This is a genomic window from Ralstonia mannitolilytica, from assembly GCF_905397375.1.
GTDB classification, from domain to species: domain Bacteria; phylum Pseudomonadota; class Gammaproteobacteria; order Burkholderiales; family Burkholderiaceae; genus Ralstonia; species Ralstonia mannitolilytica.
Window position 1 is genome coordinate 182,419 of record NZ_CAJPVG010000009.1, and the last position, 24,956, is coordinate 207,374.

The following is a 24,956-nucleotide window of genomic DNA, read 5'->3' on the forward strand; positions in this document are numbered from 1 at the left end:
TCAGGGGGATCCGGTGTCGCCGGGTTCGGATGGGGCGCGCGTGAGCAGCATGGCGTCGCCGTAGCTGAAGAAGCGATAGCGCTGGGCAATGGCATGCCGGTAAGCGTCGCGGATGGCCTGCATGCCCGCAAACGCCGACACCAGCATCAGCAGCGTCGATTTGGGCAGGTGGAAGTTGGTCACCAGCGCATCGACCACCCGGAAGCGATAACCCGGCGTGATGAAGATATCGGTGTCGCCGCTGCCGGCCTGCAGCGTCCCGTCGGGCAGCGCCGCCGATTCCAGTGCGCGCATGGAGGTCGTGCCGACCGCGATCACGCGCCCGCCCGCGGCCCGCGTGGCGCGAATGGTGTCCGCCAGTTCCGGCGAGATGGCGTACCACTCGCTGTGCATGCGGTGCTCGGCGATGTTCTCCACACGCACCGGCTGGAACGTGCCCGCGCCCACGTGCAGAGTGAGGAAGCCGCGCTTGACGCCCATCGCATCGAGCCTGGCGAACAGCGCATCGTCGAAATGCAGGCCCGCCGTGGGCGCCGCGACGGCGCCGGGATTGCGCGCATACACAGTCTGGTAGCGCGTTTCGTCAAAGCTGTCGGGGTCGTGCTCGATGTACGGCGGCAGCGGCAGGCGGCCGTGCTGCTCGATCAGGTCCAGCGCCGGCTGCGGAAAGCGCAGCGTGAAGAACGGCTCGGCGCGCGGGCCCACCGTCACATCGAAGGCATCGGCCAGGCGCAGCGTGGTGCCTTCCACGGGGGGCTTGCTCGAGCGGATCTGCGCGAGCACGGTGTGCTCGTCCAGCAGCCGCTCCACCAGCACTTCGACCTTGCCGCCGCTGGCTTTCTGGCCGAAGAAGCGCGCCTTGATGACGCGCGTGTCGTTGAAGACCAGCAGGTCGCCGGGGCGTACGTAGTCGACCAGGTCGGAGAACTGGCGATCGTCAAAATGCACGCCGTCGGCCTCACGGCGAAGGGCCAGCAGGCGGCTCGCGGTGCGGTCGGGCAGGGCGGTTTGCGCGATCAGCTCGGGCGGCAGATCGAAATCGAAATCGGACAGCGTCAGCATGAGAAGTGGCGCAGACGTGGATTGCACCAGGTGAGGGTGGCGGGCGCCGGTACAATCGGGCGACACCGCAAAGTTCGCCATTGTAAACGTCCTGTGCCGCCTCGCGCCCGCTCCGCCCCTGATGCCGCTCTGATGCCCGACGCTGATACCGCGCCGGCGCCCCAGCCAAAGCGCGGGGCGGCGGCCGACAAGGCGCCCAAGGCCGCCCGCCCGGCGGACAAGCTCGCCAAGCTGGGCCTGCACCGCGACGTCGATCTCGTCCTGCATCTGCCGATGCGCTATGAGGACGAAACCACGCTTCTGACCATCGCCGAGGCCATCGCGCGCGCCAACACCGGCTGGGCCGCGCAGGTCGAAGGCACGGTCACGCGCAACGAAGTGGCGTTCCGGCCGCGCCGGCAGCTCGTCGTGCATATCGCCGACGATTCCGGCGAACTCGTGCTGCGCTTCCTCAATTTCTACGGCAGCCAGGTCAAGCAGATGGCCGAAGGCGTGCGCCTGCGCGTGCGCGGCGAGGTGCGCGGCGGCTTCTTCGGCGCGGAGATGGTCCACCCCACCGTGCGCGCCGTGGCCGAGGACGAGCCGCTGCCCGACCGGCTGACGCCGGTGTATTCGACGGTGGCCGGGGTGCCGCAGGCGTATCTTCGCAAGGCGATCCTGAACACGCTCACGCGTACGCCGCTGCCCGAAACGCTGCCGAACAGCCTCCTCATCGGGCCGCTCGCGCCGTTGAAACTGATGCCGCCCGCCGAGGCGGTGCGGTTGCTGCACCAGCCCACGCCCGACGTGGACGAGCACAGCCTGGTCGAACGCACGCATCCGGCGTGGCTGCGCATCAAGTTTGACGAACTGCTGTCGCAGCAGCTCTCGCTCAAGCGGGCGCAGGCCGCGCGTCGCATGCGCACCGCGCCCGTGCTGCGCGCCACCGGCAGCAATGGCTTGCTCGCGCGCTTCATGCAGGCACTGCCGTTCAACCTGACGGGCGCCCAGGCGCGCGTGTGGGAAGAGATCGGCGCCGACCTCGCGCACCCGTATCCGATGCAGCGGCTGCTGCAGGGCGACGTGGGGAGCGGCAAGACCGTCATCGCCGCGCTGGCTGCATGCCAGGCCATCGATGCGGGCTGGCAGGCCGCGTTGATGGCGCCGACCGAACTGCTGGCCGAGCAGCACTACCGCAAGCTCACTGCATGGCTGGAGCCGCTCGGCGTGGACATCGTCTGGCTGGCCGGCAGCCTCAGGCGCAAACAGAAGGACGAAGCCGCCGCCCGGGTGGCCGCAGGCACGGCGCAACTCGTGATCGGCACGCATGCGCTCATCCAGGACACCGTCACGTTCGCACGCCTGGGGCTGGCGGTTGTGGACGAACAGCACCGCTTCGGTGTGACGCAGCGTCTCGCCTTGCGCGGCAAATCCAGCGGCAAGACCAGCGGCACCGAAGCGCCAGCCGCCAACGCCCCGGTGCCGCACCAGCTCATGATGTCGGCGACGCCAATTCCGCGCACGCTGGCGATGACGTATTACGCGGATCTCGACGTCTCGGCCATCGACGAACTGCCGCCCGGCCGCACGCCCGTGGTCACGCGCCTGGTGAACGACGCCCGCCGCGACGAGGTGATCGAGCGCATCTACGCCGCCGCGCGCGAGGGGCGGCAGGTCTACTGGGTCTGCCCGCTCATCGAAGAGAGCGAAGCGCTGCAGCTGCAGACCGCGGTGGAAACCTTCGAGACCCTTTCGCAAAGCCTCCAGGGGTTGAAGGTCGGCCTGGTGCACGGGCGCCTGCCGTCTGCCGACAAGGCGGCCGTGATGAGCGCGTTTGCCAGCGGCGAGCTGCACGTGCTCGTGGCCACCACCGTCATCGAAGTCGGCGTGGACGTGCCCAATGCCTCGCTGATGGTGATCGAACACGCCGAGCGTTTCGGCCTTGCCCAGTTGCACCAGTTGCGCGGGCGCGTGGGGCGCGGCACGGCGGAATCCGTGTGCGTGCTGCTGTACCAGGCGCCGCTGTCGCCCACGGCCAAGCAGCGCCTGCAGACCATGCGCGAGACCACCGACGGCTTCGAGATCGCCCGGCGCGACCTGGAGATCCGCGGCCCGGGCGAATTCCTCGGTGCACGGCAATCGGGCGAGGCCATGCTGCGCTTTGCCGATCTGAACCACGATGCCTGGCTGGTCGAATTTGCGCAGGAAGCGGCGCAGGCCATGCTCGCGCGCTTTCCGGAAGCGGTGGATGCGCACCTCAAGCGCTGGCTGGGCGAGCGCGAACATTACCTGCGCGTGTAGCGGCGTCGCACGCCCAGTCCATCATGTCGGCGCGGATCCGGCGGCTGTCGCGCCTTGCCGCACTCATGCAGGAATCCGTGCAACAGCGATGCAAGCTGCACCCCTGTCGTTTCGGCGATGCAGTCGGACCGGCGTGTCGCACGGGGCAGCGCCTCCATCGACCGCGAGTGCGGTAAAAGGCATTCGGCGCGGACCCAGCAACATCCCCCGTCACAAGGTAAAATCTATCGACATCCAAAAGCCGATTGATTGCCATGACGCTCACCGAACTCAAGTACATCGTTGCCGTTGCGCGCGAACGCCACTTCGGGCGCGCGGCCGAGGCCTGCTTCGTCTCGCAGCCGACGCTGTCGGTCGCCATCAAGAAGCTCGAAGACGAACTGGCCGTGCAGATCTTCGAGCGCGGGGCGTCGGAAGTCAGCGTCACGCCCGTCGGCGAGCAGATCGTCACGCAGGCGCAGCGCGTGCTCGAGCAGACCATGGCGATCCGCGAGATCGCCAAGCAGGGCATGGACCCGCTTGCGGGGCCGCTGCGCCTCGGTGTGATCTATACGATCGGGCCGTACCTGCTGCCGGCGCTGGTCAAGCAGATGATCGACACCGTGCCGCAAATGCCCCTGATGCTGCAGGAGAACTTCACGGTGCGGCTGGTGGAGTTGCTCAAGCAGGGCGAAATCGACTGCGCCATCATGGCCGAGCCGTTTCCCGAGACGGGCCTCATGACCATGCCGCTGTACGACGAACCGTTCGTGGTGGCGGTACCGCGCGGCCATGAACTCGCCAAGGTGGAAGCTGTGGACCCGGAAGCGCTCAAGCAGCAGACGATGCTGCTGCTCGGCAACGGACATTGCTTCCGCGATCACGTCCTGGGCGTGTGCCCCGAGCTGTCGCGCTTTTCGCAGAACGCCGACGGCATCCAGAAAACGTTCGAGGGCTCGTCGCTGGAGACGATTCGCCACATGGTGGCCAGCGGCGTCGGCATCACCGTGCTGCCGCGCACCTCGGTCCCCAGCATGCAGCCGGCCAGCAATGACCTGCTGACGTATGTGCCGTTCCAGGAGCCGGTGCCCGACCGCCGCGTCGTTCTGGCCTGGCGCAAGAGCTTCACCCGCATCGCCGCCATCGAGGCGGTGGCCAAGGCGGTCTCCCAATGTGACCTGCCGGGCGTCAAGCCCTTGCCGCCCGCGCCGCTTCTCCACTGAAGACGTCAGAGGGCCATGTGTCGGCATAGCGAAGAAAATTAGAAAAAGCGCCGACCTGACTGGCGAGAATAGCGAAGTAAGTTAGAAAAAATAGCGAAGTAGGCTGGAGCATGAAAGAGGCGCGCGCGAGTGTCCCGTCCCCGGGGCGCCAGCCTGCCCAGCCATGCAACCAGTGCGGTGCGAGAGTCAAGCATTGTCGTCTTGCCACCGGATGTCCATCGCCGACCGCCTCAGATGCCCGGCTGAGTGTCGGCAGTATGAACCCATGCAAGGCGTCCTGTTAGCGGGTCACTGGAAACCCGATCGCGAGAACAAACGCAAAAAGCGCGTACAAAGAGCTGACTGCTACCAGGGTTCGCCCATGCACGACTCCGCGCCGGAACATCATCCACAAGAACAAGATGGCGACCGCAGTAATGATGCCGGACGCAAGCAGCGGCCCGTCAAATCGCCATGGAGTGTAGAAGATCCCCAGTGCACTCGGGATGGTGGCCTGAATCATCATGGCCCCCGAGATGTTTGCCAGGGCGAGGCGTTCCTTGCCCCGGCGGACCCAAATCAGAGCGTTCATCGTCTCGGGCAACTCCGTCGCAACGGGGCTGAGCAATAGCGCGACAAGGTGTGCTGGCCAGTGCAGCGCTGTGCCAATCGCTTCAAGCTGTGCCACAAAGACGTGTGAAGCGCCGCCAATCACGACCAGCGCGAGCAGCACTTGCAGCACGGCCCACCCCAGTGGAGGTTCCGCCAACTTCGGGCGAATCGAGAGGGGCTCCAGTTCCTCTTCTTCAGGTGCCGTGTCACTGTCCTTGATCTCGCGCCAGACATAGATCGCATAGGCGACCAGGAAAAGAATGCCCAGCCAAGGCTTGTATGCAAAGGCAACAAGCCCCAGGGCAACCTTGACAACAAAGGCGCCCAGGAAAGCGGCCTGGTCCCGGCTCATGCGTGCATGGTCGACTTTGACTTCCGCGGTGGGACGGCCAAGCTCGCGTCGATTCATCATCAACGCCAAACCAACTACCGCATATGCGAGTGTGGCCAGAACAAGCGGGCCGCCCATCGCAGCACCGACGCCGAGATCTTTCTGCTCAGGCGTCGAACCGAAGACCACGGCAACGAACGTGACGGCACTTTCAGGCAGTGCTGTGCCAAAGGCGGCCAACACCGAGCCGACGGCTGTGGCGCCGAGATTCAGTCGCTTGCCGCACCATTCAATGCCGTTGACGAAGTACTCGCAGGCCAAATAGATGGCGCCTGCCGATATCAGGAAAAGACCGATTGTGAGGAGCATGAAATGAGGTAGCCAGGCGAACGAGATAAACCAATGGCGCAACGACGCGCGTCGCCCGGCCTGGGTGTGCACGTCGCGGCCAAAGGTCTCGCCTAGCGGCTCTGCTTGCAGCAGAGGCTGTCCACACCATGAGACGGCAAGGTCTCAAGTTTGTTGACGTGGACTTCCGAGCATTGCGCCCGGAATGGCTACTCCCCAATGACAACGGGCCGGAGTGTATCAGCATCCCCCCTGGCACGCAAAAGTACAAAGACGCCTCAATGTCGCTCACTCGCTGCGATAGATCCCGTGTGCGAGATAGTCGGCTTGAATCGATCCGTCAGGTCCGGCTTAGCTCAGCTACCTATGTAGTCTGTCCAGAGGGCCCGCCGAAATTTGAGGTGCGCAGACACTTGCCCAATTCCGCCGCATTCCCTTTTTTGTAGGCGCTCCTATTCGCCACTTGATTCTCTTCCCTCTTGGCGTTCAGCGTTCTCCCGTTCCATGGTCGGCATTCCACGTTGTTTGACGGCTGCGACGCGTTGCTCAAAGCCAACGGAAAAACTGCTTGCAGGCTTACGTATGACTTTGTTACCCTTCGCCCCGTCAGAACTCGGAGTGATCTCCATGGACAGTTGTTCTAGTCGACCTTGGGTCGCACGTTGAACGGCTAGACAGTTTGGGCGCATCGCTGCGCTTCACCACTGCCTAGCCGCATTGCACGGCGGGTAGTGGATCTTGAGCGGGTTCTCCGCACAAGCCTCTCCCATCATTCGATCGTTTTATCGACACGGCCATGTGGCCGCGTACGCGTTTGCGTGCGTGGTTCCTGGGAGGCTCGTGGTCGGCCCATGCCTACGTCTGTCATAGAAGCAGACGAGGGAGGTCTCATGCTGTTTTTCTCGATGCTGCAGTACGCTTGGGTTGCAGTGCGTCCGCTCGTTCTGGTGCGCGCTGCTGCTCTGCGTCCCCTCCGTCGTCCGGCCTTGCTGGCTGCGATGGCTTTGTTCTCTGCTTTCACGCATGCTGCCCAAGCGCAAGAAGCTCCGGCTTCTGCTCCGGCTGCAGATGCGCTGCCTGCCGGTGGTGAGTTGGGCGACCGCTTCGGCTTCCATGGCCAATCGACGTGGGTCTGGCAAGCCAAGCCCGCCTTCAAGTCGCCGTACAGCGGCGACAACAGCCTGACGGCGGGCCGCGCCACGAGTTATTCCTTCAGCACGACGCTGGACCTGGGCATGCGGCTGTGGAAGGGCGCGGAATTCCACTTCAACCCGGAAGTGGTGATGGGCAAGGCGTTCTCCGATCTGCATGGCCTGGGTGGCCCCACCAACGGCGAGTTGGCCAAGGTCACGGGCACTGACCCGACGCTGTACCGCGCCCGCGTTTTCATGCGTCAGACCTGGGGCCTGGGCGGTGACACAGAAAAGGTCGACGCCGACTTCAACCAGTTCGCTGACGTGGTCGACAAGCGTCGCGTGGTGCTGACCGCGGGCAATCTGCCGGTGCTCGATGTCTTTGATGCCGTGGAGTACGCGCACGACCCGCGCACGCAGTTCCTGAACTGGTCGTTCATGACGCACCCGTCGTTCGACTATGCGGCCGATGCGCGCGGCTACAGCTGGGGCGTTGCGCTGGAGTACATCGACAGCGAGCTGGGCTGGGCCGTCCGCGCGGGCCGATTCCTGCAACCGCTTGAGTCCAACGGCTTGCCGCTCGACACGCGTTTTCTGAAGCACTACGGCGACATGCTGGAGCTTGAAAAGCGCTACACGCTGTTCGGCCAGGAGGGCAAGGTGCGCTTGCTGGGCTGGCGCAACTTCGCGCGCATGGGCCGCTTTGATGATGCGATTGCGCTCGGGCAGGCCACCGGTGCCGCGCCAGACCTGAGCCAGGTGCGGCGCGAGCACGCCAAGGTGGGCGTCGGCCTGTCGTTCGAGCAGAAAGTGGGCGAAAACCTGGGCCTGTTCACCCGCCTGAACTGGTCGGATGACAAGACCGAGACCTATGCTTTTACCGAGGTGGGCCGCAACGTGTCGTTCGGCGGTCTGCTCAAGGGCACGTCCTGGGGGCGGCCGAATGATGTGTTGGGGGCGGCCTTTTCGCTCAACATGCTGGGCCCGGATCATCGTGCCTATCTGGCGGCGGGCGGCAGCGGCGCCTTCCTGGGTGACGGCGCACTGAACTATGGCCACGAGCGCATACTCGAAGTGTTCTACAGCTTTCAACCGGTCAAGGGCATCACGCTCAGCCCCGATTTTCAGTTGATCCAGAACCCCGGTTACAACCGGGACCGCGGGCCTGCCAAGTTCTTTGGCATTCGTGCCCACGCGGAGTTCTAACGCCTACGGAGGACCCATATGGACAGTCCGAGTCGACCTTATCCGACAACCACATCAGTTTCCCACTAGGCCAGTCCGCCGCACGGTTTTCCCTGCTGCTGACTTGCCGCCCAGGCAAGGCAGCGGTGTCTGCATCGCTCCTTGATTGTTTGAATCTGCCGCCAGGGTAAGACGACCCCTGTGCGGCGATTGCCGCATGCCATGCACCCGTCGTGCGCATGTGGCGAGGAGTACCTATGCGCAAATTCAACATCCCCGCCCGTCGTTTCTCGGCAATCGCGCTGCCGTTCAGCTCGCCGTTCGTGCAGGCCCGGGCCGGTGCGCCCGAGCGTGCCAACGCCGTGCCCGCCACCTCCAACCGGCGTGCTGACGACGGTGGGCAGCCGCTCTCCAACCACGGCTACGCTGCCGCTGCCGTCCGGCTGTCGCGCACCTATTGGTAACCGGTGGGTCATCCAATCACCCAATAACAAATCGGAGGTCGCTATGACCCAACTGACTTCGGGCATCGACACACCACCACGTCATGCCGCTCTCGACGACGCCCATGTGGGCGACATCCGTGGGGCGCTCGGCACCATCGCCCACCATGACACCGGCGCGCGTGATAGCTGGCGTGCGCGCTTGCGTACATTGCTCGCCATCCTCGGGCCCGGCCTGATCGTGATGGTCGGCGACAACGATGCCGGCGCCTTCGGCACCTACACGCAGGCCGGGCAGAACTACGGCACCACGCTGCTCTGGACGTTGCTGCTGCTGATCCCTGTGCTGTACGTGAACCAGGAGATGGTGCTGCGCCTGGGCGCCGTCACGCGCGTCGGCCATGCGCGGCTGATCTTTGCGCGCTTCGGCAAGTTCTGGGGCAGCTTCTCCGTCATCGACCTGTTTCTGGTGAACGCGCTGACCTTGGTGACGGAATTCATCGGCATCAGCCTGGCGCTGGAGTATCTCGGCATCCCGCGTCATTGGGGCGTGTGTGCAGCGGCCGCGCTGGTGATGCTGGCCGCCTCCACGGGCGACTTCCGCCGCTTCGAGCGCTTTGCGCTGCTGCTGGTGGCGGGCAGCCTCACGCTTATTCCCATCTTTGTGATGGTGCACCCGCCGATGGGGCAGGTGGCGCGCGACTTCTTCGTGCCTGCTCTACCGGCCGGTGCACCGCTGGCGGAGGTAATGCTGCTGATCATCGCCATCGTGGGGACGACGGTGGCGCCGTGGCAGTTGTTCTTCCAGCAGAGCTACGTGATCGACAAGCGGATCACCGCGCGCTTCATCCGCTATGAGCGAGCGGACCTGTGGCTGGGCATCGTGCTCGTGATTGCCGGTGCCGTGGCGATAATCGCCTTCAGCGCGCAGGCCTTCCACGGTACGCCAGAGTTTGGCAACTACACCGATGCACTGGGCACGGCGAAAGGGTTGGAAGCGCACTCGGGCCGCTGGGCCGGTGTGCTGTTTGCGATCGCGCTGTTGGACGCCAGCATCATCGGCGCATGCGCGGTGTCGCTGTCCACGGCCTATGCTATCGGCGATGTGTTCGCTGTACGGCATTCGCTGCATCGCAAGCCGACGGAGGCCAAGGGTTTCTATGCGATTTACTTCGGGCTGACGCTGCTGGCCGCAGGGTTGGTGCTGACGCCGGGTGTGCCGCTCGGGCTGTTGACCAACGCGGTGCAATCACTGGCCGGCGTGCTGCTGCCGAGCGCGACGGTGTTCCTGCTGCTGTTGTGCAATGACAAGGCTGTGCTGGGCCCCTGGACGAACGGCCGCGCGATGAACATCTTCACCGGCGGTGTGGTGGCGGTGCTGGTGATGCTCTCCGTCATCCTGACGGCGGCGGTGCTGTTTCCCGGCATCGGCGAATTCGAGATCGGCGCGATCCTGATCGGCGGTTCGCTCATCGCCATTGTCATGTCGCTGGTGTTGTGGCACATCGAGCGGCGCAGTCATCGACCCCAGCATCCACTGCGCGTGAGCGTGCTCGATCGCGACCACTGGACCATGCCGCCGCTGGAGCAGCTCACGCCAGCACGTTGGACACCGCTCAAGCGCACGTGGATGTTTGTGCTGCGGGCTTATCTCGTGGTGGCCGCTGGACTGGTGCTGGTGCGGATCGCTGGGCTGGTGACGGGATGAGGCTAGGCCAACAGCCTACATACATCTTGCCTCACGCGCCGGGTAGCTGAAGCGGTTTTGAGTCCAGTTTGCCAACGGGGACAAGGGGTTGCTCGCAATCCCGGATGTTCACGTATACGTGCGCGTCCTTTTTCAACGGGCTGTCGAGAGGCAGTTGCACCACCACGTGTTGCAGTTTATGGCTGCTATGCATATATCTGCCGGCCGTGGTTCCGAAGTCGAACCTTACGACAGCAACCGGAGGATACGCTGCAGACAGGTCTCGCCTTTGGCGGCACAGCGCTCCGAACCGCCCCAGATCCGCTGGTGCACCAATCTTTTCGATTTCTCCGAGTCTCCATCCCTCGTCGTAGGCATATTTGCCTTCATAGATAGTCGAGCAACCGGCGAGGGACATGACCAGCATTGTGCTCATGGTGCGCATCTGCAGTGCGGAAGGAAGAGAGCGCATTCTGAGAACTCCTACCATCATCTGCCTCTTGATACTCCATTTGGACCTATGGCCACGAACCTGTTCGATAGGCATAGCGCATACTTGAAAAGTCCTGCCCTCCATTCAGTGTAGGTCACGTCTCCCACACAGTGATACCGTACAAATCACAGTGCGCTATTTGTCGAACGCGGTAAAAGAGGAAGACCGACAGAGTGAAAACGAAAACGCATCTCATGCAGGTTTTCGTTTGCGTCACCGGGTTATTCGGAAAAACGCATGCACGACGTCTATGCTTCGGCTGCCAGAAATTGGAGCCCCCCATGCAACACACTCGCTTATCCAGCCTTGTTGGAGTCATCGCAACGGTACTGGGTCTAACTGCGCTTCCGGCGTATGCCGTCCTTCCTGATGAGATTCAGGTCTACACCGGTGACATCAACGCGCCCGGCGAGTTTGGACTGGAGTTGCATCTGAACACGACGCCAAGCGGCATTGGAGAACCGTCTTATCCGCGCGAGGTCACGACACCGCATGGCTGGCGGGGCACTGCTGAATTCTCTTACGGCTTGACGCCTTCGGTGGAACTCGGTGTGTACGTCCCAACCGCGCTCACGCGCGAAAATACCTACTACGTCACTGGGCCAAAGGTGCGCGTCAAATGGATGCCCGTCCGACCCGAAGACGGTGTCGGTTACTTCGCTGGTCTCAACGTCGAGCTTGCTCATGTTGCAAGTCGCTTTGAGCAATCACAACAAGCGGTAGAGCTCCGGCCGATTTATGGCTATCAGAATGAGCAATGGCTATGGGCGCTCAACCCGGTGCTCGACTGGAATCTCTCCGGCCAGGATCGCAGTGGCGTGCCTGAATTCGCCCCGGCCCTCAAGATCGCCCGTACGGTGTCCACAGGCATTCGTGCCGGATTGGAGTACTACGCCGGTCTGGGTCGCGTCGACCATGTCTTGCCATTATACGAACAGCAGCACACGGCCTTTCTCGCGTTTGACGTGGATCGCAAGCCGTTCGTTTTCAACTTTGGCGTGGGCAGAGGCTTAACGCGCGCCACCGACCGGTGGACGTTCAAATGGATCTTTGAAGTCCCATTGAGTTAACCGTCAGCCCTCAGCGAGAAGGCTGGCGCCTCATCGGTTTTAGCGCCGTGCGACGTCAGCGTTGGGCCGGTTCCACCACCCGCCACCTAGGGCTTGAAACAGCGCTGCCGTATCGGCGAATCGGTTTGCACGCGCCCCAATCGTGGCTTGCACAGCAGTCTGGTAGGCCTGTTCTGCATTCAGCACAGCGAGGATGTTGACCTGGCCGATCGCGCGCTGCCTATCCGTGATGTTTAGAGTTCGGTGTGCTGCCTGTTCGGATCTGAGCGCGGCTTTCAGCACGTCGGCATCGGCATCTAGCGCGTGCAGGGTATCGGCGACGTTCTGGAATGCAGTGATGACGGTGCCACGGTACTGCGCCTCCGCTTGATCGACCCCCGCATCGGCTGCCCGTTTTTTCGCCAGCATCGCACCACCATCGAAGAAGGTCTGCGCCACATTGCCGACCAGGCTCCAGAAGACGTTGCCGTCCCGGAACATCTGGCTGAAGATTTCTGCGGTGCCGCCCTTGGTGCCGGTGATCGTCAGTTGGGGCAGCATATTGGCGATCGCCACGCCCACCTGCGCTGTTGCGGCGTGCAGCTGTTCTTCGGCTGCGCGCACGTCAGGGCGCTGCCGGACGAGATCCGATGGCAGCGACACGGGCAAGTCCTGCGGCAGCGTGAAGTCTGCAAAGGTGAACGTCTCGGCGATGCCTTCGCTAGGCAGCTTGCCGGCCAGTGCAGCCAACAGATCGCGCTGAACCGCCAGTTGCTTTTGCAGGTTGGGTAGCGCCTGCTCGGCCTGCGCAAGCGCCGTTTCGGCAGCTGCAATATCCAGCCCCGTTACCGCGCCCAGCGCGAACTGCTTGTGCAGGTTGTCGAGCAACTGCGTATTGATGCCGACAATGCGTTGTTGCGCTTCAATCTGCGCGCGCAGCGAGGCTTCCTGCACTGCCGCCACCACGATGTTGGACGCAAGGGTGAGGTGAGCCGCCTCCATCTGGAAGTACTGTGCCTCTTCGGTGGCCTTCAGTGATTCCACCTGCCGGCGGTTCAGGCCGAAGACGTCTGGGGCATAGCTCACCGTGAGCTGCGCGGTGTGCAGGGTGTAGATCGGTGCGCCAGAGGTGAGCGTGGGCGAAATCGTGCCGACGGCGTTTTGCTGTCGGCTCGGTTGATACGAGCCTTGCAGCATTGGGAAGAACGCTCCTTGTTGCGCGCGCGTTTGCTGCTGCGCCACGCGCAGTGCAGCCTGGGCGGCGGCCAGCGTGGGGCTGGCGGAAATCGCATCGGCAATCGTCTTGTTCAGCTTTTCTGACTGGAACGCCTTCCACCATTGATCGGAAACTGGCATCCCCGAGACAAAGCGCTGTGCTTCGCCGCCCTGCGTGGCTGCAGCCGATGTCTGCTGCGGCAGCGGCTTGGGCGTATAGCCAGTCACTTTCGGAGCATCCGGAGTCTTGAAATCCGGTCCGACCGCGCAGGCGGCGGTCAACAGGCATGCCGCCGCCACGATGGTCAGGCGCAGAAGAACAGTGGCGGACGATGGCATGCCGTGGGCAGTGTTGGCGGGCATGGAAGCACCCAGTTTGGTCGAATGGCGCCGATTCTATGGGGGCGTCGAATCGTTGCGAACTGTGATTCATCACAGTAGACCGCTCCACGTGCGGGCAGCATCATGCGGGCAAAATTTCTATCAACTGGGGTACTGCTGTGCAGGTTGATTACAAGTCCGCAGCCATTGGGGGCGTTGTCGCCGGGTTGGTCGTTGGCGGCCTGATGTGGGGAATCTGGGGGCAAAAGCGCTCGGAAGCTGCGCCCACACCATCGTATGCAGCCGCGCCGGTCACCGTGCCAGCGCCACCCTCACGCGATGGGCAGGCCGTGACCTTGAGCCAGGGCCAATTGCAGTACATCAAGGTTGCGCCCGTAGAGTTGCGCGAATTCGCCAACCGGCGCGAGGCGGTGGGCAATATCGACTTCAACGAGGACCGCGCTGTGCAGGTCTTCACGTCGTACCAAGGCAAGATCCGCAACACCTACGCCAAGGTGGGCGACATCGTTGCCAAGGGCAAGCCGCTGTTCGATATCGACAGCCCTGATCTGGTGCAAGCGGAATCCACGCTGATTTCCACTGCTGGTACGCGCAAGTTGACGACTGATGCGCTCGCTCGTGCGCGCCAGTTGTATGAGATCCAGGGCCTGGCACAGAAGGATCTGGACCAGGCTATCTCCGACCAGCAAGCCGCCGAGGCGGCCTACAAGGCCGCGCGTGAAGCCCTGGCTGTGTTCGGCAAGACGCCCGCACAGATGGACCAGATCGTGCAGACGCGCAAGACTGATTCGCTGCTGACGGTGGTGAGCCCGATCTCGGGCCAGGTGACCGCGCGCAGCGCGCAGCCAGGCTTGCTCTTGCAGCCCGGCAACGGTACGGCGCCATTCACGGTGGCTGATGTGTCCACCATGTGGATGCAGGCGTTCGTGCCGGAAGCCGATGCACCGCTGCTGCACGTCGGCCAGCCGGTCAAGATTCACGTCATGGCGTTCCCAAGCCGGGTCTTCAACGGCAAGATCACCACCGTGGGTGCATCGGTCGACGCCAACACGCACCGCATCCTGGTGCGTTCGGAAATCGACGACCCGAAGCACGAACTGCGCCCCGGCATGTTCACTTCATTCGACATCACCACCGGCGCGCCCATCCAATCCCCAGCGTTGGCGATGGACGGCGTGGTCCGCGAAGGCGACGGCACCATGACCGCGTGGGTTACGACCGACCGCAAGCGCTTTGCGCGGCGCGTGATCAAGCTTGGCCTGGAGCAGGATGGCTTTGTGCAGGTGCTCGAAGGCCTGAACGCAGGCGAGCTGGCCGCCAACGAAGGGGCACTGTATCTGAGCACGGCTGCCTCCGGCAGCGTCAATAGCGCTAATTGAGGGGAGTTCACCGTGCTCAAAGCGATTCTGAAGCTGTCGCTGCTGCGACGGCCGCTGATCCTGTTGTTCCTGCTGGCGTTCGTGACGGCAGGGCTGTTCGCGTATTCCAAGCTCAACATCGAGGCGTACCCCAACCCCGCTCCCGTCATTCTCGAAATCACGGCGCAAACGCCCGGTCTGTCGGCCGAAGAAATGGAGCGGTACTACACCGTGCCGATGGAGATCGGCCTCGCGGCGACGCCCGGTGTGGAGAACATCCGCTCCACGTCGTTCTATGGGTTGTCGTTCGTGCGCGTGACCTTTAAGTACGGGATCGACTACTACTTTGCTTACACGCAGGCGGCACTTGCCCTCCAGCAGAACGTCAGCCTGCCCAACAATGTGCAGCCGCAAATTCAGGCGTCCAGCCTGGTCGGGGAAGTGGTGCGCTATCAGTTGAAGGGCCCGCCCCACTTTGGCCTGACCAACCTGCGCACCTTGCAGGATTGGGTGTTGCAGCGCCGCCTGAAGACCGTACCGGGCGTGGCGCAGGTCGTCAGTTGGGGAGGCACGACCAAGGAGTACGACGTCGAGGTCGACCCGAAGAAGCTGGAAGCCTATGGCGTCACCCTGCCGCAGATGATGACGGCGCTCGGTAACGCCAATATCAACGTCGGCGGGCGCACGATCAACTTTGGCCAGCAGTCAGTCAACATCCGCGGCGTGGGTCTGATCCAAGACGTGAAGGACATCGACAAGATCGTCCTTACGCAGACCAATGGCGTGCCCGTGCAGGTCAAGGATGTCGCGAAGACGAAGATTGGTTTCGCGCCCCGTCTGGGCATTGCCGGCCGTGACAACGAAAGCGACGTCGTCACCGCCATCGTGGTGATGAACCGCACCATGCAGACCAACGACGTGGTGGCGCGCGTCAAGGCCGAGCTGGACAAGATCAACACCGATGGCACGCTGCCGGCAGGCGTGAAGGTCGAGCGTTACTACGACCGCTCGGAGCTCGTCTCGGTCACCACGCACACGGTCATGCATGCGCTGCTGTTTGGCTGCCTGCTGGTGTTCTTCATCCAATGGATCTTCCTGGGCGATTTGCGCAGCGCCATCATCGTTAGCGCCAACATTCCGTTTGCGCTGTTCTTCAGCATCCTGATCCTCTTGCTGACCGGCGAATCCGCCAACCTGCTATCGGTGGGCGCGGTGGACTTCGGGATCATCGTGGATTCGTCGGTCATCCTGGTCGAAAACATCTTCCGCAACTTCCAGATGCCGGCGGCGGAGCAGACGCGCCTGCTGATGAGCCGTGACGCGAAGATGCTGGGCTTCCGCGTGCCGGAGCGCTTGCGCATGATTTTCGTCAGTGCGCTGCAGGTCGATCGCGCGGTGTTCTTCTCCGCACTGATCACTGTGGCCGCATTTGTTCCACTGTTCACCATGCAGGGGGTGGAAGGCCAGATCTTCGGCCCGATGGCGCGTACCTATGGCTACGCGTTGGCGGGCGCGCTTATCGCCACCTTCACGGTCACGCCGGCGCTGTGCTCGTACCTGCTGCCCAAGAAGATCGAAGAGAAGGAAACCTGGCTCGTTCGCGCGTTGCACAAGGTCTACCAGCCTGCGCTGACGTGGTCCTTGTCCAACCGGCGCATTGCCGTGACGATCGGCGCGGTCGTGCTGGCGGTAACGGCGGCGCTCATGCCGCTGCTGGGTACGGAGTTCCTGCCGGCGCTTGAAGAAGGCAACCTGTGGATTCGGCTGACGATGCCGCAAACGGCGTCGCTGGAATCGGGCGTGGTACCGGTCGCGCGCATGCGCCAGATTTTGCTCAAGCACCCCGAGGTGCGCACGGTGGTGTCGGCCCACGGTCGCCCCGACGACGGCAGTGATGCCGCGGGCTTCTACAACGCTGAATTCTTCGTGCCCCTCAAGCCGTTCGACCAATGGTCGGCGGGGATGACCAAGGAGAAGCTGATCGCGCAGATCCAGAAAGAATTCACCAGTGAGTTCACCGGGGTCGGCCTGAACTTCTCGCAGTACATCCAGGACAACGTGGAAGAAGGGTTGTCGGGCGTGAAGGGGGCCAACTCGGTCAAGATCATCGGCCCGGACCTGCAGGTGCTGGAGCGGCTTGCCGATCAGGTACAGGGCGAGATGAGCGAGGTCAAAGGCATCACAGACCTGGGCATCTTCCGCGTGCTCGGTCAACCGAACCTGAACGTGCGCATCAACCGTGAGGCGGCCGCGCGCTATGGGCTCAACACTGGGGATGTGAACACCGTGGTGCAAGCGGCCCTGTCGGGCTCTCAGGCGACCACCATCCTGGAAGGCGATCGGCAGTTTGCACTGACGGTGCGGCTGGCCCCGGAGTACCGTGCCACAATCGATGCGGTGCGCAACATCCGCGTCGCCTACTCGAACGCGAATGGCGGCAACGCCTACATTCCGCTCTCGGCGCTGGCTGACATCACGCTGGATACGGGGGCGTCGTACATCTATCACGAGAAGAACGCCCGCTATATTCCGGTCAAGTTCAGTGTACGCGGGCGCGACCTGGGCGGCACGGTGGAAGAAGCGCAGCAGCGCATCGCCCAGCACGTCAAGTTGCCGCAAGGCTACCGCATCGAGTGGGCGGGTGAGTTTGAAGAACTCGAACAGGCCAAGCAGCGGCTCGCGGTCATGGTGCCGATCAGCATTCTGTTGATTCTGGTCCTGCTCTATGGACTGTTCAATTCGCTGCGCGATAGCCTGATGGCGCTGGCCGGTATTCCGTTTGCGATCACCGGTGGGGTAGCGGCACTGTTCCTGACGGGGCTGGACTTCAGCGTCTCGGCGGCCATTGGGTTCGTCTCGTTGTTTGGTGTATCGGTCATGGACGGCATCCTGATGATCACCTACTACAACGACTTGCGCCGGGAGCGCGGCCTCCAGCCAACTGAAGCGATGTTCCATGCGGCGCAACAGCGCATGCGGCCAATGCTGATGACGGCCCTGTCGGCGTGTATCGGCCTGTTCCCGGCGGCGATTTCCACGGGCATCGGCAGCCAGGTGCAGCGGCCCCTAGCCACCGTGGTTGTGGGCGGCATGTTGGTGGGCCCGTTGATGCTGCTGGTGATCGTGCCTGCGTTGCGGATGGTATTCCTCGGCAAGGAGCCGCCTGAAGACTCGCCCCTTGAGGAAGCGCCGGTCTGAGCGATGGCCGCCGCTTCGTGCGGCGGCCCCTATGGTTTGATAATGCCCGAGCTGGAAGCCCTGACCACGGCTTCGATGCGCGTGGCGACGCCCAGCTTTTCGCGCGCATTGTCCATATGGAAATCGACCGTGCGCTTGGAGAGCCCAAGAATCGTGGCGATCTCACCCGATGTCTTGCCGCGCGCAGACCATGCTAGCACCTCGACCTCACGCTCGCTCAGTTGTACGGGCGGATGTGCGGTATGCGTGCGCGGCCGTCTGGCGAGCCGGGTCTGCACAATGCTCATCAGGATTTCGAAGTCGACCGGTTTGGTCACATAGTCATCAGCACCCAGGCGACGCCCACGCAGTTCAGAGTCGCGTTGCGCCATCGCCGTCAAAAAGACGAACGGAATTTCAGCATAACGTGGCGCGAGCGTGCGCAATTGCTCCAGCAACTCGAACCCGGTCATGCCCGGCATGCCTACGTCGCACAGCACCAGATCGGGGGCTTCGCGCAGGAGCATCGCCAGCCCGGACTCACCATCGTTCGCCGTGATCACGGTGTAGCCGTGTTCGGCCAGTTCTTCGGTGATCAACTCGGCGGTTTCAACGTCGTCTTCAATGCAGAGGATCTTGGGGTTGGCTGGCTTCATGGGGATTTCAGCTGGTGGTATGGTGACTGATGCTCCGCTCATGACGTCGTCAAGAAAAACTGCGCAGGACATTACCTATGCAATCGCCAAAAACGGTCACAGCCGCGCCAGACGGGCGGCGCTTTGGAATCGCATCGCCGTTGATCCTGCGTCCCATCCGGGTCCGGCTGACGCTGGTGTTCGTGATCTTTTTACTGCTGGTGGTCGGCGTCGGCGCTTTCAGTATCGACCAACTGGCGAGCTTCCACAGCGTATCTGCGCAGATCAGCGGGCGCTGGCTACAGAACAGCCGGATTCTGGGCGACCTCAACAACTACATCTCGGATTATCGCGCGGCCGAAGGCGATTTTCTGATCGCCTCATCACGCGCTGACCTGCGAGCCGCCGACGAACAGGTCGCCATGCTCGACAAAGCGATTGCCACGTCCCAGGCCCGCTACGACAAGATCGAACACGACAGCGCCGAGCACGAGCTTTACAGCCAGTTTGTCACCCAATGGAACACGTATCGCGAGCTTGCGCGACGGCTGATGATTTCTGCCAAGGCAGGCGACGTAGCGGGTGCTGCGCGGCTCTATCACGCGGATTCCAAACACGCATTCGACTTGGCCAACGACACCTTGGGCGTGATGACCGAACGCAGTGTCGCTGGCGCCACGGCAGAAACCGAGCGAGAGGCGCAGGCCTACCACGATGCGCGGCAACTCATCGTTGGGGCGATCGTTGTGGCGGCATGTCTGGTCGTGCTGGCCGTGATCTACCTTGTCTTTGCCGTGTCGCGCCCGATTGCCGTGCTAGTGGATCGCATGCACCGCGTTGCCAACAACGATACCCAGATCGACATCCCAGGCTTGGACCGCCACGACGAGATTGGCGACATCGCGCAAGCCGTGGCGCGTTTTCGAGAAAACACAATCGAACTGGGGCGCAGCAAAGATGTACTGACCGCCCAGGCGGCCGTATTGCAGGAGACGCTTGACAAAGAGCGCCGCATGGCCGAACTCCAACGCAATTTCATCTCAATGGCGTCGCATGAATTCCGTACGCCACTGGGCGTGATTGACGGCCAGGCCCAGCGGTTGATACGCACGCGTGATGCGTTGCAGCCCGAGGCGCTCGAAGAACGCTGCGGGAAAATCCGGGCGGCCGTGCAGCGCATGACGCACCTGATGGATCACTTGCTCGACTCTTCGCAGTGGCTGGATTCCACGACGCCAGCAGCGATGCGGCGCACCGATTTCCCGCTTGCAGCGCTTCTGCACGAGGTTTGCGAAATGCACTTGGAAGGCACGCCGAGCGCTCGGATCGAGGTGTGCATAGAGACGGATGAGCCGAACACATTCTTCGGCGATGCCCGGCTCTTATTCCAGGCCTTCAGCAATCTTGTCGGCAACGCCGTTAAGTATTCGCCGCCAGGCGCACCGGTCAGTGTGCGTATGCGCAGCGATGCCGACGGTGTGTCGGTAACTGTGGAAGACCGGGGCCTGGGCATACCAGAGCGCGATATCGAGCGCTTGTTCGAGCGCTACGTGCGCGGCGGCAACGTTGCAGGGACGGTTGGAGCAGGTGTCGGGCTTTACTTGGTGAAGCTGGTCGTGGAACTGCACCGAGGAACGATCACTGTGACCAGCGAAGAAGGCAAAGGCTCAAGATTCAACGTGTTCTTACCGCGACTGAACGGCTAGCTTGTACCGGCTGTGAGCCTGTCTACGGGATCGACGTGGGTCATGACATTGAGAACATCATGTCTTTCCATGACGCGTCGCCTTGCTTCCAGCGCGATGTCGTGACCGACCTTCACGGTTGCGGTGCTTTCGATCTCCAAGTGCGCGTCCACCAGGATCATGTCGCCCATCTTGCGTGTCCGAACGTCATGAACGCCAAGCACGCCTGGCGTGCCGAGCATTACTTGCCGAATTTCGGTCGCTGTCTCTTCATCGACGGCTCTGTCCATGAGATCGTGCAGAGCATTCGAGCCAAACTGCCACCCCATTCTGGATACCATCAGCCCCACAATGAGTGCGGCTACCGGGTCGAGCAGGTGAAATCCAAGCAAATTGCCGATGATGCCGAGTGCGACCACCAACGAGGAGGCTGCGTCGGAGCGAGCATGCCAGGCGTTCGCTATCAGCATGCTGGAGCGCACGCGCTCGGCGACGGCCAGCATGTACCGGAACAACAGCTCTTTGCTCACCAGTGCGCCAAGTGCGACCCACAAGCCAATCAACTTCACATGTGAAATTGATTCCGGATGCTCCAGCTTTGTCACCGCACTCCAAAGCATCCCGATGCCTACGCCAAGTAGCAGCAAGCCCAAAACCAGGGATGCCGCTGTCTCGAACCGAAGGTGACCATAGTGATGTTCTGCGTCCGGTTCCTTCTGGCTATGGTGTCCGGCAAAGAGGACGACGAAATCCGAAACCAGGTCGGAAAGCGAGTGAATTGCGTCGGCTATCAACGCTTGTGAATGGGCAAGAACGCCAGCAACCAGTTGCGCGGCCGTTAGGGCCAAATTGACACCCACGCTCACGAGAGTGCTGCGTTTCGCCGCGCGCTTGATGGCCGGTGTCTCGCTGTCGAAATCGATCTCGGTTGGCTGTTGCATGGTCTGGTTTGTCTGATGGTCGAGGACCGGTCACCTTGAGGGCGAGCGCCTGGATTTGTCCGCGATCATAGGTTGAGAATTGACCGTTTGGGGAATAACCGGCAGCCGCAGAAAAGAATCCGCATGAGAGGCGTTCGCATTCGCTGGTGCACTGGTGGGCACAAGTGCAATACCGGGATCCCTGATCTAGGAAAGCGGCGTTTTCAGCCACAAGCCGGATCAGATTGCCTCGGGGTCAGAAAGCCATTTGCATCGAACCGAGTGCTTCATGCCAGATGCAATTGGCAAGGGGCGAATCTAAGTCCCTATCGACCATTTTGAACATGCACGCTAAGACAATTCGTTAGTGAGTCAGCATCGGCCTTCCGAACAGCGCCGGCAGGAAATCGTCCAGAAAGAACAACACCTGAACGTTCGCGCCGACACCGCGCGTTGATCCGTGGGTCAAGGGGAGGACCAGTTCCGCTGCCACCTGCCACGTATCCTTGACATAAGCGAAGCCTGGGTTGACGGTGCCACGCGTACGCTGGCCCCGTGGTGAGTCGAATGCGAATTCGACCAACGGGACCCATTGATGGAGCGGCTCCTCTTTGGGGAGCACGCCTGGTACAAACCGATCCGTCAAATAGAGCGTGCTGTACTCCAATGCGAACCCCCAATGCACCGTGGTGACGTTGGCTGTCCTCACAGGGTTGAACTGTCGCGTCATCGGGTCGTAGCTCAAGTTGTCCGATGTTTTGCTGGTCGGCACGGCCACGCTGACGCCAGCGGTGATGCCCAACGGCCGAAGCCAAGACCACGCCTCAGGCAAGGCACCCAACCCCTGACCTACATACAGGCTGGGGGCAATGGTCGCTGACGTGCTGGCGCCGAGTCGTCTGGCGCCGGTCTGGGGCAGCCCATAGATCAGCGAGGCGGCAACAAGCGTCTCGTTCAGATCGTCTTCGTAGAGCCGGGATTTGAGAATCAGGTCGGAACCGGTTGCGCCTGGCTGGCGTGCACTGTCCCAGTCGCGCCGGATGAAGCCGCTGTCAAAGCCGATCGAGACCTCAGGTGTCAGCAACCGCGCGAATGAGACTGTCGCGCCGCGATCCGTGACGTTGCGGCTGTTGTCAGGGTGCTGCACAGCGCCGGCGGTGATGGAAAATTCGTCAGCAACAGCGGGGTCGTCGAAATTCAGCGTTCCCGGAAAGAAGCGGTTGCCAGCAATGCCATGCGCATGTGATGGGCTGGAGACGAGCGCAGCAAGAGCGAACGCTGCCGCGCAAATGCGGGCAAATCTAGATGGGTGGTACATGGCCGGGAGAGCGTCCGCGGTCAGGCCGCGACAATGTTTTCTTGTTTTGGTTGGGCGAATGCGGCACCCACATGGCGGGGTACCGCCCCCGTTCTAATCGTCCGGAGGATATGTCCAGGTCGGACGTCAGGTTATTTGGTCGGTAACGAATGAACCTCGATCGTAACGTGTGACAGCGCTTGGAATCGCCGCAGCCGTTCGTGATAAAACTGCGGCCCGCGATGCGCCTGGCGTGTGCCGACCGAGACCACCACGCCCAGGTGCCCAGGGCCGATGCGCCAGACGTGCAGATCGAGCAGCGCGTCGCCATCGGTTTCCAGTGCAGTCTTGATGCGGCCGCCGATTTGCTTGTCTGGTGTCATGTCGACCAGGATGCCACCCGTGTCGCGCATCAGTCCGTACGCCCAGTTGGCGATGACCAGCGCACCGACGATACCTGCAAGCGGGTCCATCCAGAGCCAGCCGAAGGTTTTGGCCAGCAACAGCCCGATGATGGCCAGGACAGAGATGGCGGCGTCGGCCAAGACGTGCACATAGGCCGCGCGCATGTTGTGGTCGCGATGGTGCGCCCCGTGTCCATCGGCGTGATCGTGCTCATGCTCTTCGAAGGCCACGCTGTATTCCTGGCCGCCGATGCCGAGCACGGCAGTAAAGGCATGCGGCTCCGGAATCTCTGTGGTGGATTCTAGGTAGTTCGCCTTGCGGACCATCAGGAATTCCTGGCGGCTGCCGTCCGGCCGGATGGTGGTCACCGTCGCCACGTCGCTGGGCAGCGGGATGGTTTCTCCAGCCAAGCGGAAAACTGGCGGTACGTCGTCTTCAAAGATCGACAGCGCGAACACCCCTGCTGGCGCGTTGATGTGCTGCACTTCCTTGCCGTGTGCATGTTTGTCGCCAAGTCCGGCTGGGCCGTGATCGTGTCCGTGGGCATGACCATGGTGATGACTGTGGCCATGGCTGTGGCCATCGTGGTCGCCACCGCTCAGCAGCCAGGCACTGGCGATGTTCACCAGCAGGCCGACCACCGCAATCGGGATCGCCTCACTAAAGTGGATCGGCACCGGCGAGAGGAATCGCACCACAGCCTCGTAGCCGATCAGCAGCGCGATCATCGCCAGGATGATGGCGCTGGTGAAGCCGGCCAGGTCGCCGAGCTTGCCTGTACCGAACACGAAGCGTGAGTCGTTCGCGTGGCGCCGCGCATATGTGTAGGCCAGCGCCGCGATCAGCATGGCGCCTGCGTGCGTCGACATATGCAGCCCATCGGCCACCAGGGCCAGCGAGCCAAACATGCTGCCGCCGATGATCTCAGCGGCCATCATCAGCGTGCACAGCACGATCACGGCCCATGTCTTGCGCTCGTTTTTCTCGTGCCCTGCGCCCAGGAACACGTGGTCATGACCGATACCGAACGGCGTGTCGTAGAAATTGCTCATGGCTGGCTCATTTGAAATAGCTGTGCACGACCTCGATCAGCTGCTCCTTGGCGCTGCCTTCGGCGTGTTCATGTTCGTCATCCACCTCGGTCAGGTGGGTGCGTATGTGATCTTCCAGCACGACGGCCAGCAGGCCATTCATGGCGCCGCGGCAACTCGTGATCTGCTGGAGCACGGGGGCGCACCCTTGCTCCTCCTCCAGTGCGCGCTCAATGGCATCCAGCTGGCCCCGAATCCGGCGAACGCGGTTGAGTAGCTTCTGCTTCTCACGGATGGTGTGGCTCATCGATCACCTCATTAAATATACTATAGGGGGGTATACTACATTGAGTTCGGCTGCCAAGGGAGCAACATTTGCACCGAACCAAAGGACGTAGCCCTCTGCATATATGACGGCGAAAACGTCCGACTGCGTGACGCGAGCGGGATTTCTTGCCGCCGGCCCGCAACGCCATCGGTAACGCGGTGCGTTACACCCCCGATCGATAGTCAGGAGGGCCCCGTGTGTGCACTACATAAGTTGCTCTCAGCGACCTAGACTGAAACGCGCTCAGTGCATTGAGCCCCCTCGCGATGGAGGGTCGACAAGTCAGGGTGGGGAAAGCAAGAATCCACGGATGTGTGCTTTGTGGAGCGCTTTATGCCGGTGCGCCGGATCCCTAAGAACTACCTCTTTGTCACTGGACGTCATCCCTCCCCGCTGGCGGATGAGGTCATTGAATTCGAGTCGATTCTGGAGAAGGAGTACATGCTCCTGCTGGACTCGGATCCCCAAGTGGAATCGTACGAATGTCAGCCGGTCAAAATTGCACTGTCTCGCGGCCGAGTTTATGTTCCAGATCTGCTGGTGACCTACCGCTGTTCTCCGTCGGGCAATCAGCGGTCTCCAGAATTGGTGGAAATCAAGAAGCGGGAATACGTTCCTTGCTGATCTAACTGGAAAGTTGGGATCTGTCTTCCTTCCAGAGGACTTGGGGTTCTGGCAGACTCGCCGCATGAACCTACCCACCAACCTCGATGCCCTGAGCCCGGACGAACTGCGCACACTGGCTGCGCAGTTGATGGC

19 protein-coding genes and 1 riboswitch are annotated in these 24,956 nt (G+C 62.3%); of the genes, 10 read left to right on the forward strand and 9 right to left on the reverse strand.

Annotation, left to right across the window (positions count from 1 at the left end; translation table 11 throughout):
• Positions 1-1,062: a tRNA preQ1(34) S-adenosylmethionine ribosyltransferase-isomerase QueA gene (gene queA, locus KHN96_RS17180; RefSeq protein WP_062737938.1), complete on the reverse strand. Its 1,062-nt coding sequence runs from the start codon at positions 1,060-1,062 to the stop codon at positions 1-3.
• A gap of 132 nt (positions 1,063-1,194) precedes the next feature.
• On the opposite strand from queA, the gene recG reads away from it, so the two are divergent.
• Entirely contained in the window at positions 1,195-3,342 is a 2,148-nt protein-coding gene (gene recG, locus KHN96_RS17185) for an ATP-dependent DNA helicase RecG (protein ID WP_062737937.1), read from the forward strand.
• A gap of 254 nt (positions 3,343-3,596) precedes the next feature.
• On the forward strand, positions 3,597-4,544 hold the full coding sequence (locus KHN96_RS17190; protein WP_045785898.1) for a LysR substrate-binding domain-containing protein: 948 nt from the start codon (positions 3,597-3,599) through the stop codon (positions 4,542-4,544).
• 280 nt (positions 4,545-4,824) lie between these two features.
• Here KHN96_RS17190 and KHN96_RS17195 read toward each other — a convergent pair whose 3' ends face one another.
• Positions 4,825-5,835 carry a sodium:calcium antiporter gene (locus tag KHN96_RS17195; RefSeq protein ID WP_012435725.1) on the reverse strand — a complete coding sequence of 337 codons (1,011 nt, stop codon included), beginning with the start codon at positions 5,833-5,835 and terminating at the stop codon, positions 4,825-4,827.
• 98 nt (positions 5,836-5,933) lie between these two features.
• Positions 5,934-6,044, reverse strand: a riboswitch (yybP-ykoY riboswitch).
• Between the two features lie 660 nt (positions 6,045-6,704).
• Between KHN96_RS17195 and KHN96_RS17200 the strand changes: the two genes are divergently transcribed.
• From KHN96_RS17200 to KHN96_RS17210, 3 genes are all read left to right on the forward strand, one after another.
• Complete coding sequence (locus KHN96_RS17200; protein ID WP_012435726.1) at positions 6,705-8,153, forward strand: carbohydrate porin; 1,449 nt, start codon at positions 6,705-6,707, stop codon at positions 8,151-8,153.
• A 236-nt stretch (positions 8,154-8,389) separates the two neighbouring features.
• On the forward strand, positions 8,390-8,596 hold the full coding sequence (locus tag KHN96_RS17205; RefSeq protein ID WP_012435727.1) for a hypothetical protein: 207 nt from the start codon (positions 8,390-8,392) through the stop codon (positions 8,594-8,596).
• A 43-nt stretch (positions 8,597-8,639) separates the two neighbouring features.
• The gene (locus tag KHN96_RS17210; protein ID WP_104610506.1) at positions 8,640-10,283 is read left to right on the forward strand and encodes an Nramp family divalent metal transporter; all 1,644 of its coding nucleotides are present in this window, start codon (positions 8,640-8,642) and stop codon (positions 10,281-10,283) included.
• A 31-nt stretch (positions 10,284-10,314) separates the two neighbouring features.
• On the opposite strand, the gene KHN96_RS17215 is transcribed toward KHN96_RS17210, so the two are convergent.
• A complete protein-coding gene (locus KHN96_RS17215; RefSeq protein WP_233902599.1) occupies positions 10,315-10,698 on the reverse strand; it encodes a hypothetical protein in 384 nt (127 codons plus the stop codon).
• Between the two features lie 338 nt (positions 10,699-11,036).
• Between KHN96_RS17215 and KHN96_RS17220 the strand changes: the two genes are divergently transcribed.
• A complete protein-coding gene (locus tag KHN96_RS17220; RefSeq protein ID WP_012435730.1) occupies positions 11,037-11,825 on the forward strand; it encodes a hypothetical protein in 789 nt (262 codons plus the stop codon).
• Positions 11,826-11,864: 39 nt separating this feature from the next.
• Here the strand turns inward: KHN96_RS17220 and KHN96_RS17225 are convergent, their stop codons facing one another.
• Entirely contained in the window at positions 11,865-13,382 is a 1,518-nt protein-coding gene (locus KHN96_RS17225; RefSeq protein WP_012435731.1) for an efflux transporter outer membrane subunit, read from the reverse strand.
• 137 nt (positions 13,383-13,519) lie between these two features.
• Here KHN96_RS17225 and KHN96_RS17230 point away from each other — a divergent pair, with 137 nt between their 5' ends.
• Together KHN96_RS17230 and KHN96_RS17235 are read left to right on the forward strand one after the other, a co-directional pair.
• Positions 13,520-14,740 (forward strand): efflux RND transporter periplasmic adaptor subunit, encoded by a 1,221-nt coding sequence (locus tag KHN96_RS17230; RefSeq protein WP_021197846.1) that lies wholly within the window; start codon positions 13,520-13,522, stop codon positions 14,738-14,740.
• Positions 14,741-14,752: 12 nt separating this feature from the next.
• Entirely contained in the window at positions 14,753-17,917 is a 3,165-nt protein-coding gene (locus KHN96_RS17235; protein WP_012435733.1) for an efflux RND transporter permease subunit, read from the forward strand.
• A 29-nt stretch (positions 17,918-17,946) separates the two neighbouring features.
• On the opposite strand, the gene KHN96_RS17240 is transcribed toward KHN96_RS17235, so the two are convergent.
• Positions 17,947-18,552 (reverse strand): response regulator transcription factor, encoded by a 606-nt coding sequence (locus KHN96_RS17240; protein WP_012435734.1) that lies wholly within the window; start codon positions 18,550-18,552, stop codon positions 17,947-17,949.
• Between the two features lie 77 nt (positions 18,553-18,629).
• Here KHN96_RS17240 and KHN96_RS17245 point away from each other — a divergent pair, with 77 nt between their 5' ends.
• Positions 18,630-20,237, forward strand: coding sequence for a sensor histidine kinase (locus tag KHN96_RS17245; RefSeq protein WP_012435735.1), 1,608 nt, complete (start codon positions 18,630-18,632; stop codon positions 20,235-20,237).
• Here KHN96_RS17245 and KHN96_RS17250 read toward each other — a convergent pair.
• The 4 genes from KHN96_RS17250 to KHN96_RS17265 all read right to left on the reverse strand — a co-directional run bounded on the left by KHN96_RS17250 (position 20,234) and on the right by KHN96_RS17265 (position 24,176).
• Positions 20,234-21,157 (reverse strand): cation diffusion facilitator family transporter, encoded by a 924-nt coding sequence (locus KHN96_RS17250; RefSeq protein WP_012435736.1) that lies wholly within the window; start codon positions 21,155-21,157, stop codon positions 20,234-20,236. The genes KHN96_RS17245 and KHN96_RS17250 overlap by 4 nt on opposite strands.
• A gap of 343 nt (positions 21,158-21,500) precedes the next feature.
• Positions 21,501-22,454, reverse strand: a complete 954-nt coding sequence (locus KHN96_RS17255) for a hypothetical protein (protein WP_012435737.1) — start codon at positions 22,452-22,454, stop codon at positions 21,501-21,503.
• A 131-nt stretch (positions 22,455-22,585) separates the two neighbouring features.
• Entirely contained in the window at positions 22,586-23,890 is a 1,305-nt protein-coding gene (dmeF, locus tag KHN96_RS17260; RefSeq protein ID WP_012435738.1) for a CDF family Co(II)/Ni(II) efflux transporter DmeF, read from the reverse strand.
• Between the two features lie 7 nt (positions 23,891-23,897).
• Positions 23,898-24,176 carry a metal/formaldehyde-sensitive transcriptional repressor gene (locus KHN96_RS17265; protein WP_012435739.1) on the reverse strand — a complete coding sequence of 93 codons (279 nt, stop codon included), beginning with the start codon at positions 24,174-24,176 and terminating at the stop codon, positions 23,898-23,900.
• A gap of 354 nt (positions 24,177-24,530) precedes the next feature.
• On the opposite strand from KHN96_RS17265, the gene KHN96_RS17270 reads away from it, so the two are divergent.
• The gene (locus tag KHN96_RS17270) at positions 24,531-24,821 is read left to right on the forward strand and encodes a TnsA endonuclease N-terminal domain-containing protein (protein WP_244855897.1); all 291 of its coding nucleotides are present in this window, start codon (positions 24,531-24,533) and stop codon (positions 24,819-24,821) included.
• The last annotated feature ends 135 nt before the right edge of the window (positions 24,822-24,956 follow it).